Here is a 9526-nt window from a genome sequence, read left to right as displayed (position 1 = left end):
CGGAGCCGGGGCGGCGGCCTGGCTGGCCGTGGCGGCGGAAGCAGCCGATGCGGCCCGTGCCGCCGGCGCCATCGCGCGCGGCGCGGCCGTCGCAGCCGGCGCGGCGGTGCGCTCGGCGCCGCCCTGCCCCGGGCGGAAGGCCAGCATGCGCAGCAGCGTCATGGTGAAGCCTGCGTACTCGTCCGGCGCGAGGCCGATCTCGTTGCGGCCGTGCACGGCGATCTGGTAATACAGCTGCACTTCCTGCGCGTCGAACAGCCCGGCCAGGCGCAGGATGTCGGCCAGTTCCGGCAGGTCCTGGGGCACCGCGGCCGGCACCGACTGTGCCAGCGCGATCCGGTGCAGCAGGGTGCCGAGGTCTTGCAGCGCGCCGTTGTACGACAGGCTGCGGCTGGCCATCTCGTCGGCCACGGCCAGCAGGTCGGCGCCGTTTTCGTTCGCCAGCGCGTCGAGCAGGCGCACCAGGTAGGACTGGTCGAGCGCGCCCAGCATGCCCTGCACAGCGTCGAGCGTGACGGCGCCGGCAGCGTAGGCGATGGCCTGGTCGGTCAGCGACAGCGCGTCGCGCATCGAACCGTGGGCGCCCTGGGCCAGCAGGCGCAGCGCCGGCTGCTCGAAACTCACGCCTTCCTGGCCGAGGATGTTCTCGAGGTGGCCGACAATGTGGCCGGGCGGCATCTGCTTCAGGTTGAACTGGAGGCAGCGCGACAGCACCGTGACCGGGATCTTCTGCGGGTCGGTGGTGGCGAGGATGAACTTGACGTGCTCGGGCGGTTCCTCGAGCGTTTTCAGCATCGAGTTAAATGCGTGGTTGGTCAGCATGTGCACCTCGTCGATCATGTAGACCTTGAAGCGTGCATTGCTGGGCGCATAGACGGCCTGCTCGAGCAGCTGCGCCATTTCGTCGACGCCGCGGTTCGAGGCCGCGTCCATCTCTATATAGTCGACAAAGCGGCCGGCATCGATCGCGCGGCAGGCTTCGCATAGCCCGCAGGGCGAAGCCGTGATCCCGCCCTGCCCGTCCGGACCGGTGCAGTTGAGCGACTTGGCAAGAATGCGCGAGAGCGTCGTCTTGCCGACGCCGCGGGTGCCCGTGAACAGGTAGGCGTGGTGCAGCCGGCCCGTGTTGAGCGCATGCGTGAGCGCGCGCACCACGTGCTCCTGGCCGACCAGCGTTTCGAAATTCTTGGGGCGGTATTTGCGGGCGAGGACTTGATAGGACATACCGGGATTTTACCGCAGTTGGGCGCCGGCGCGAACTTTCCCGGCTGAGAACGCATGGGCGTGACGCGCCCGCTCGAGCTCAGCGTGCCGCCAGTGCCGGGAGCGTGCGGGAGACCACGCTGTTGTCGAGATGAAACACCGCGACGACCTCGGCCAGGCGATCGGCTTCCTGCTTCATCGAGCCCGCCGCCACGGCCGCTTCCCGCACCATCGCCGCGCTGTCGCGGGTGTCGCGGTCCATGGCCCCGATCGCCTCGCTGATCGCGGCGATGCCCTGGGCCTGCTCGCCGCTGGCGCGGCTGATCTCGCCGATAATGCCGGACACCCGGTGCACGCTGCCGACGACTTCGTCCATCGTGCGGCCGGCCTGCTGCGCCAGCGTGCTGCCGGCGCTGACCTGCGCCACCGACTCCTCGATCAGGGTCTTGATTTCGCGCGCGGCGGATGCCGAACGCTGGGCCAGGTTGCGTACCTCCCCTGCGACGACGGCAAAGCCACGGCCTTGCTCGCCCGCGCGCGCCGCCTCGACCGCCGCATTGAGCGCGAGGATATTAGTCTGGAAGGCAATACCGTCGATCACGGCGATGATGTCGGCAATGCGGCGCGAGGACGCATCGATGGCCTCCATCCGCTCGACCACCTGCGCCACCACTTCGCCGCCGCGCGCGGCCACCTTCGATGCCGACCCGGCAAGCGCATCGGCCTGCCGCGCGTGCTCGGCATTCTGGCGTACCGTGGCCGTCAGTTCGGCCATCGAAGCGACGGTGCCGCGGATCGCGCCGGCCTGGCGCTCGGTGCGCAGGGACAGTTCGGCATTGCCATGGGCAATCTGGTGCGAGGCGGCGTTGGTCGCATGGACGCTGGCCTGGACACTGGCGAGGGCATGCCCCAGCAGGCGCACCACGTCCTGCAAAGCGCGTCCGCTGTCGCTCATCGCCGGCAGGTCGGCGCGCAGGTCGATGGTGCCGTCCGCTCCCCGCAGCGTGGCGACGCTCGCGCGCAGCTCGGCCGAACGCAAGGCTTCGCGCTGCAGTTGCAGGGCCAGGAAGCACAACACCGCCGTCTCGACGACGACATACGCCGCGTGCACAAGGACGATGCCGATGCCGGGGGTGACGAGGCAGCGCACGCCGAACCCCAGCTCCTGGAGGTAGTTAAAGCTCAGGTGGTGCAGGGCCGTCACCGTGGCGGCCAGGACGATCACCGTCCAGTCGCGGTAGCACAGCAGGAAAGCCAGGGCGACGAACAGGCCGAAATGCAGTTCGTCGCGCCCGCCGCCCTGGTGGATATGCAGGGCGCACATGGCGATCAGGGCGACGGCGATCGCCATGCGGGTCGGGCGCGTCCCGCCGGCGGTCACCGCCAGCACGGTAGGAATCAGCGCCGCGGGGATGCCGACGAGCAGCGCCCAGGCCAGCGTATCGTGCAGGCCTGAAATGGCCAGCGCGACTACGAACATCGCCCACAAGATCACGACCATCAGGCGGTCCGCGCGGCGCCAGGTCGCGCGCAAGGTTTGTTCCACTTCGTGATGTGCCATAACCGCCCTCGAATTATCGATTTTATTGATTGGCGGCAATATTATCGCAAGACAGGGCAAATACTGGACGATCCGGCAAATATTAGCGGGTCATTGCCGGTACAACTGCCGGAATTGACGATTTCAAACAATTGTTCGTATATACAAACAAATGCCGAAAGCGACAGTTACCCTGCCCTGAGGAGCAAGCGGATCAAACGAACGTGGGAAAGTGAGAGCGCGGAACGAGGAAAACGAAGGAGGCGAGCCTGATCTGCGGCACTTGCGGTGAACGGCTTTGGCTGCTTCGTTCCCGACCTGACCAGGTAAACCATGCCACAATGCGCAGGGGCCCGCCAGCGGCCATTATACCCGACCCCGTTGGTTTTGGGGCCGGTTCTTGCAGGCAGCCTAGGAGCGCTTGTTCAGCAAGGCCAGCAAGGCGTGGGCGCCCGGCTCCGACGAGGCCGGATTCTGCCCCGTGACGAGCAAGCCGTCGGTGAGCACATACGGCTCCCAGTCCCCTGCCTTGCTGTACTGCCCACCATTTTTCACCAGCATGTCTTCGACCAGGAAAGGCACGACCTGCGTCAGGCCGACGGCTTCCTCCTCGGTGTTGGTGAAGCCCGTCACCCGCTTGCCCTTCACCAGCGGCGCGCCGTCCGGGCCTTTCACGCGGCCCAGCACGCCCGGCGCGTGGCAGACCGCCGCGACCGGCTTGCCCGCTGTAGCCATCGCCTCGATCAGGCGGATCGAATCGGCATCCTCGGCCAGGTCCCACAGAGGACCGTGGCCGCCGGGATAGAAGACGGCGTCGAACTGTTCGGCCTGCATACCGGACAGCGGGACGGTGTTGGCCAGCGCCTGCTGCGCGGCCGGGTCCTCGCGGAAACGCCGGGTCGCCTCGGTCTGGGCGTCGGGCTCGTCGCTCTTCGGGTCGAGCGGCGGCTGCCCGCCCTTGGGCGAGGCCAGCACGATGTCGGCGCCGGCGTCCTTGAACACATAATAGGGAGCGGCGAACTCTTCCAGCCAGAAACCGGTTTTCTTGCCGGTGTCGCCGAGGCGGTCGTGCGAGGTCAGCACCATCAGGATCTTCATCGGGCCTCCTTGTCCTATGTAAGTGGTCGGAAGCCGAGTCTACCCGCGCCGCGCCAGGCGCGACGCACGCAACTACGCTTATAAACCCAGCTGCTGCCAGATCCCGTCGACCTTCGCCTTGACCTCCGGCGTCATCGCGATCGGCGTACCCCATTCGCGATTGGTCTCGCCCGGCCACTTGTTGGTGGCGTCGATGCCCATCTTGCTGCCGAGTCCGCTGATCGGCGAGGCGAAGTCGAGGTAGTCGATCGGCGTGTTATCGACCAGCACCGTGTCGCGCGTCGGGTCGACCCGCGTGGTGATGGCCCAGATCACTTCCTTCCAGTCGCGCACGTCGACGTCCTCGTCCACCACGACGATGAACTTCGTATACATGAACTGGCGCAGGAAACTCCAGACGCCGAACATGACGCGCTTGGCATGGCCAGCGTACTGCTTCTTCATCTGCACCACCGCCATGCGGTAGCTGCAGCCTTCCGGCGGCAGGTAGAAGTCGGTGATCTCGCTGAACTGCTTCTGCAGCAGCGGGATGAAGACTTCGTTCAGCGCCACGCCCAGCACGGCCGGCTCGTCCGGCGGTTTGCCGGTATAGGTCGAGTGATAGATGGGGTCGCGCCGCATCGTGATGCGGTCGATCGTGAAGACCGGGAAGCTGTCCTGCTCGTTGTAGTAACCGGTGTGGTCGCCGTAAGGGCCTTCCATGGCGTGCTCGAAGCCCGACGGGTGGTTCGCATCGGGATAGATATGACCTTCGAGCACGATCTCGGCCGATGCGGGCACGCGCAGCTCGCTGCCGATGGCTTTCGTCAGCACCGTGCGCTGGCCGCGCAGGAGCCCGGCGAACTGGTATTCCGACAGGCTGTCGGGCACCGGCGTCACCGCGCCGAGGATGGTGGCCGGGTCGGCGCCCAGCGCCACCACCACCGGATACGGCTGGCCCGGGTTGGCGATCGCATGCTCGCGGAAGTCGAGCGCGCCGCCGCGGTGCGCCAGCCAGCGCATGATGACCTTGTTCGGCCCCAGCACCTGCTGGCGGTAGATGCCCAGGTTCTGCCGCTTCTTGTTCGGTCCCTTGGTGATCACCAGGCCCCAGGTAATCAGGGGCGCGACGTCGCCCGGCCAGCAATGCTGGATTGGCAGCCGGGCCAGGTCCACGTCCTGCCCTTCCCACACGATTTCCTGGCAGGACGCGCCCTTCACTTCCTTCGGCGCCATGTCCCACACGGCCTTGACCAGAGAGCCGAGCCCCATGATGTCCTTGAAGCCGCGCGGCGGCTCGGGCTCCTTCAGGCGCGCCAGCACATGGCCGATGCGGCGCAGCTCGCCCACATTGTCCGCGCCCATGCCGAGGGCGACGCGCTGCGGCGTGCCGAACAGGTTGCCGAGCACGGGGATCTTGTGCGCGGCACCGCCGGCGGTGGTCGGGTTTTCGAACAGCAAGGCCGGACCGCCGGCGCGCAAGGTGCGGTCGCAGACTTCGGTCATCTCCAAATGCGTCGATACCGGGATAGTTACGCGCTGTAGCTCGCCATTTAGTTGCAGTTGGGACATAAAATCCCGAAGATCTGAATATTTCATCAAGTTTTGCTTGTTTTTTCGATTGCTTGCGGTTAATCAAGTAGCGCGGCCAAGTATTTGATTTGGCAAGATATTGCTGAGCTAGGCCGACAAATGTCAGATCTAAAAGTTATAACGCGCAGTCGTGCTAGGGTTGACTTGGTATAAACGACCTCCTACAATCTGCCCTACTTGATGAGGCGGCCGGGTTTTGACCAGATTGTAGCCGTTCTCATAACTTCACGGGGTCGGGGCCCCAAATGACATTTTAAGGAGTGTTTTCACTAGGCGTCTGCCTAAACCCCCGAGACAGTTGTTGAGCCACTGGACCCTCCCCACTGGGACCCGCGTCCAGCTGAAGCAAAGCAATGACGGCGTTTTGGTCTTCCGCACTGGAAGCCCTGACGATTTTTCTGATGCACGGCATTGGTACCTCCGCAGCGCCCATAGCGCCGCGACGGGATCCTTTTCGCCGCGACAAAGGGGACTTCGATGATCAATCGTTTGTTCGGTACGAGCGCAAGGTTCGTCCAGATGGCCAGCCAGCCAGTCACGTTCGCACAAGTGAGCAAAACGGCGCGTGGTTTGTTGACCACCATGCAGCACACACTGACCGTGTTCGGTCTCTCCGCAGTGGCAGTACTGGCCCTGCTCTACACCAACCCGGATGCCGCGAAGAAGGTTTCCGAACTGCTCTACCCTGAATCCGCCGCTCCCGAAGCCGCCATCGTCGTCGCCGCTGCACCGGCCAAGGCCTCGCCTGCCGCGATCGCCGCCACGGCCGCACCGGCCCCTAGCCAGGCCAAGGCGCCGGGCAGCAGCAAGCAGCAGCAGCACGTCACCTCCTGGCTTGCCAAGCGCTACCGCGTGGCGGGCGACGCGGCCAACATGCTGGTCTCGACGGCCTATACGACGGCCCACGAGATGAAGCTCGACCCGCTCCTGATCCTGGCGGTGATGGCGATCGAATCGGGCCTGAACCCGTTTGCGGAAAGCCCGATGGGCGCCAAGGGCCTGATGCAGGTGATGGCCAAGGTCCACCACGACAAGTTCGAGGAAGTCGGCGGCGCCAAGGCAGCCCTCGACCCGGTCGCCAACATCCGCGTCGGTGCCCAGATCCTGAAGGACTACGTCAAGCGCACCGGTTCCGTCGAAGGCGGCCTGAAGACCTATGTCGGCGCGGCCGACATGGACAGCGACCAGGGCTACGGCGCCAAGGTGATCGCCGAATACCGCCGCCTGAAGCAGGTTGCCAGCGGCAAGAACGTTCCGCACCGCACGCCGCCGGCAGCCCCTGCCCCGGCGCAGATGGTCGTCAACAAGGCCGAACCGGCCGCCCCTGCCGCACCGAAGGCCGAGCCGGCCGCCGAACACACCGAAGCGCTGGCCGCCAACCTGTAAGGCAAACCGTACCGATCACTCCTCATGGCCACCTTCGCGGTGGCTTTTTTTATGGGCCTCGGCGGCTCAACGTAGGGTGGACGGCTCCACCCACATGCATGCTGGCCAGCGGCTTGCACGCCGTCCACGCGTTCAACCAGTCCCGGAAACCTCGCGCCAGATCGACCGTCTGTTGAACGCGTGGGCGGCGCACGAGCCCCGTGTTTTCTCATTCCCGGGTGGAGCCGACCACCCTACGGCCCTCGCGGCAGACGCGTGCGGAGAACGTTGCCGCCGATAGCGCGGGCAACAAAAAAGCCACCGTGCCGAGGGCAACGGTGGCTTCGCGTCGAACGCGTTCTATATAGATCAGCGACGCGCGTCGGCGCCGACTTCTTCCGGGCGCAGGGTCGAGGCCAGCTTGTCCAGCACGCCGTTGACGTACTTGTGGCCGTCGATGCCGCCGAAGGACTTGGTCAGCTCGACCGCTTCGTTGATGACGACGCGGTAAGGGATTTCCGGGTGGTTCTTCAGCTCGTAGGCGCCCAGCAGCAGGACGCCGTGCTCGATCGGCGACAGCTCGGCGATGCCGCGGTCGATCAGCGGGGCGATCGATTCGCGCAGCTCGACCGAGGTCGTGATCGTGCCGTTCAGCAGCGACGAGAAATACTCGCCGTCGGCCTTGTCGAAGCCGTGGGCGCCCCGGATGTTGTTGGCCACCTGGCTCGATGGCTCGTTATTCAGCAGCCATTGGTACAGGCCCTGCAGCGCGAACTCGCGCGCGCGGTGGCGCGGCGTGCGGTTCTTGCTCGGGTTGGCGTGGGTGGTCTTGTCGGTCATGTCGTTCTTTCTGTTACTCGTCTTCTTCCGGGTGCAGCTCTTCGAGCGCCAGCAGCAGGTTGGCCATCTCGACCGCGACCTTGGCCGCGTCGGCGCCCTTCTCGGCCATGCGCACTTCGGCCTGCTCGTCGGTCTCGGTGGTCAGCACGGCGTTGGCGATCGGGATGCCGTAGTCCAGGCCGATGCGGGTGATGCCCGCGCCCGATTCGTTCGAGACCAGCTCGAAATGGTAGGTTTCGCCGCGGATCACCGCGCCGAGTGCGATCAGCGCGTCGAACTGCTGGGTCTCGGCCATCTTCTGCAGGGCCAGCGGGATTTCGAGGGCGCCCGGCACGGTCACGTGCAGGATGTCTTCGTCCGCCACGCCCAGGCGCTTCAGTTCCGCCAGGCAGGCCGACAGCAGGCCATGCCCGACGTCGGCATTGAAGCGCGCCTGCACGATCCCGATGCGCAGGTCTTCGCCTGTCATGTTGCTTTCATAAGTTCCTACGGTCATGGCTGCCCTCTTCTTGTGTGTTCGTATTGGTAAATATAGTCGATGCGCCTGCGTCAGGCCGCAGGATTGGCGATATAGCCCGTCACTTCCAGGTCGAAGCCGGTCATCGACGGCATCTTGCGCGGATTGGCCAGCAGTTTCATCTTGCCCACGCCGAGTTCCTTCAGGATCTGGGCGCCGATGCCGTAGGTGCGCAGGTCCATCGTCGCGGCGCGGCCGCTCGGACGCGCGCCCGGTGCATCGATCGAGGCGAACTGGGCGAACAGCTGCTCGGCGCTTTCGCCGCAGTTGAGCAGCACCAGCACGCCGGAGTCGGCCGCCTTGATCGCCGCCATCGCCGAGGCCATCGTCCACGAGTGGGTGGTGGCCTTGTGCTCCAGCACGTCGAGGATGGAGACCGGCTGGTGCACGCGCACCAGGGTTTCGTTCTCGCGCTTGACCTCGCCGTGCACCATCGCCAGGTGGGCGCAGCCGCTCGGCTTGTCGCGGTAGGCGATCAGGTGGAAGTCGCCGTGGGCGGTAGACAGCGTGCGCTCGGCAACGCGCTCGACCAGGCTCTCGTTCTGGCTGCGGTAGTGGATCAGGTCGGCAATGGTGCCGATCTTCAGGTTGTGTTCCTTCGCGAATTCCAGCAGGTCCGGCAGGCGCGCCATCGTGCCGTCTTCGTTGATGATCTCGCAGATCACCGAGGCCGGGGTCAGGCCGCCCATCTCGGTCAGGTCGCAGCCGGCTTCGGTATGGCCGGCGCGCATCAGGACGCCGCCCTTGACCGCGCGCAGCGGGAAGATGTGGCCAGGCTGCACCAGGTCGTCGGGCCGTGCGCCCTTGTTGACGGCGACCTGGATGGTGCGTGCGCGGTCGGCCGCCGAGATGCCGGTGGTGACGCCTTCGGCCGCCTCGATCGAGACCGTGAAGTTGGTGCCGAAGGAGGTGCCGTTACGGGTCGTCATCATCGGCAGCGCCAGGCGGTCGCAGATCTCTTCGGAGAGCGTCAGGCAGACCAGGCCGCGCGCGTGGCGGATCATGAAGTTGATGGCTTCGGGCGTGACAAAATCGGCCGCCAGCACCAGGTCGCCCTCGTTCTCGCGGTCTTCTTCGTCGACCAAAATGACCATGCGCCCTGCGCGCAATTCGGCAACGATTTCCTGGGTGCTGGAGATGGACATGCAGATTTCCTCAAACGGTGACGCGTCGTGCGTAATCCGCTATTTTAAAGGATTTACCAGCTTCCGGCCGGCCCAAGGGGCGAACTCGGCAGGAGAAATGCAATCCGCGTACAGACGCCGAAAAACATCATGTTGCACACACGCAACTAAAATAACCATGTTCGCAATCAATTGTTAAACGTTATGTTTTACTATGAAACCTTGTGGGTGTTTCAGTATGCAGGCTGGATTATGATTTCCGACAAT

8 protein-coding genes and 1 other RNA gene are annotated in these 9526 nt (G+C 65.1%); 1 reads left to right on the top strand and 8 read right to left on the bottom strand.

The window, feature by feature from the left end; genetic code table 11:
• The 5 genes from dnaX to ubiD form a co-directional block, all read right to left on the bottom strand.
• The coding region (dnaX, locus tag ACWCIA_RS10070; RefSeq protein ID WP_454162886.1) for a DNA polymerase III subunit gamma/tau at positions 1–1224 on the bottom strand (1224 nt) is incomplete at its 3' end.
• A 79-nt stretch (positions 1225–1303) separates the two neighbouring features.
• Positions 1304–2764, bottom strand: coding sequence for a methyl-accepting chemotaxis protein (locus tag ACWCIA_RS10065; RefSeq protein ID WP_454162885.1), 1461 nt, complete (start codon positions 2762–2764; stop codon positions 1304–1306).
• Positions 2765–3002: 238 nt separating this feature from the next.
• Positions 3003–3101: signal recognition particle sRNA small type (gene ffs / locus ACWCIA_RS10060), an RNA gene on the bottom strand.
• 53 nt (positions 3102–3154) lie between these two features.
• The gene (locus ACWCIA_RS10055) at positions 3155–3841 is read right to left on the bottom strand and encodes a type 1 glutamine amidotransferase domain-containing protein (protein WP_454162883.1); all 687 of its coding nucleotides are present in this window, start codon (positions 3839–3841) and stop codon (positions 3155–3157) included.
• Positions 3842–3919: 78 nt separating this feature from the next.
• A complete protein-coding gene (gene ubiD / locus ACWCIA_RS10050; RefSeq protein WP_454162881.1) occupies positions 3920–5419 on the bottom strand; it encodes a 4-hydroxy-3-polyprenylbenzoate decarboxylase in 1500 nt (499 codons plus the stop codon).
• 513 nt (positions 5420–5932) lie between these two features.
• Here ubiD and ACWCIA_RS10045 point away from each other — a divergent pair.
• Positions 5933–6799, top strand: coding sequence for a transglycosylase SLT domain-containing protein (locus ACWCIA_RS10045; protein ID WP_454162893.1), 867 nt, complete (start codon positions 5933–5935; stop codon positions 6797–6799).
• Between the two features lie 348 nt (positions 6800–7147).
• Here ACWCIA_RS10045 and nusB read toward each other — a convergent pair whose 3' ends face one another.
• From nusB to ribBA, 3 genes are read right to left on the bottom strand one after another with little or no spacing between them, the layout of a single operon-like run.
• Entirely contained in the window at positions 7148–7618 is a 471-nt protein-coding gene (nusB, locus tag ACWCIA_RS10040; protein ID WP_454162879.1) for a transcription antitermination factor NusB, read from the bottom strand.
• A gap of 13 nt (positions 7619–7631) precedes the next feature.
• Positions 7632–8114 (bottom strand): 6,7-dimethyl-8-ribityllumazine synthase, encoded by a 483-nt coding sequence (gene ribH, locus ACWCIA_RS10035; protein ID WP_454162877.1) that lies wholly within the window; start codon positions 8112–8114, stop codon positions 7632–7634.
• Positions 8115–8167: 53 nt separating this feature from the next.
• On the bottom strand, positions 8168–9280 hold the full coding sequence (gene ribBA, locus ACWCIA_RS10030; protein WP_454162875.1) for a bifunctional 3,4-dihydroxy-2-butanone-4-phosphate synthase/GTP cyclohydrolase II: 1113 nt from the start codon (positions 9278–9280) through the stop codon (positions 8168–8170).
• Positions 9281–9526: the final 246 nt, after the last annotated feature.

This window comes from Massilia sp. SYSU DXS3249 (assembly GCF_053668055.1).
The sequence above is the reverse complement of the archived record's forward strand: the minus strand, read 5'-3'. Positions and strand labels throughout refer to the sequence as shown.

Excerpts from the sequence above, each read along its gene's own strand:
- ACWCIA_RS10065 (WP_454162885.1), bottom strand. The coding sequence starts at position 2,764 with ATGGCACATCACGAAGTGGAACAAACCTTGCGCGCGACCTGGCGCCGC.
- ACWCIA_RS10055 (WP_454162883.1), bottom strand. The coding sequence starts at position 3,841 with ATGAAGATCCTGATGGTGCTGACCTCGCACGACCGCCTCGGCGACACC.
- ubiD (WP_454162881.1), bottom strand. The coding sequence starts at position 5,419 with ATGAAATATTCAGATCTTCGGGATTTTATGTCCCAACTGCAACTAAAT.
- ACWCIA_RS10045 (WP_454162893.1), top strand. The coding sequence starts at position 5,933 with ATGGCCAGCCAGCCAGTCACGTTCGCACAAGTGAGCAAAACGGCGCGT.
- nusB (WP_454162879.1), bottom strand. The coding sequence starts at position 7,618 with ATGACCGACAAGACCACCCACGCCAACCCGAGCAAGAACCGCACGCCG.
- ribH (WP_454162877.1), bottom strand. The coding sequence starts at position 8,114 with ATGACCGTAGGAACTTATGAAAGCAACATGACAGGCGAAGACCTGCGC.
- ribBA (WP_454162875.1), bottom strand. The coding sequence starts at position 9,280 with ATGTCCATCTCCAGCACCCAGGAAATCGTTGCCGAATTGCGCGCAGGG.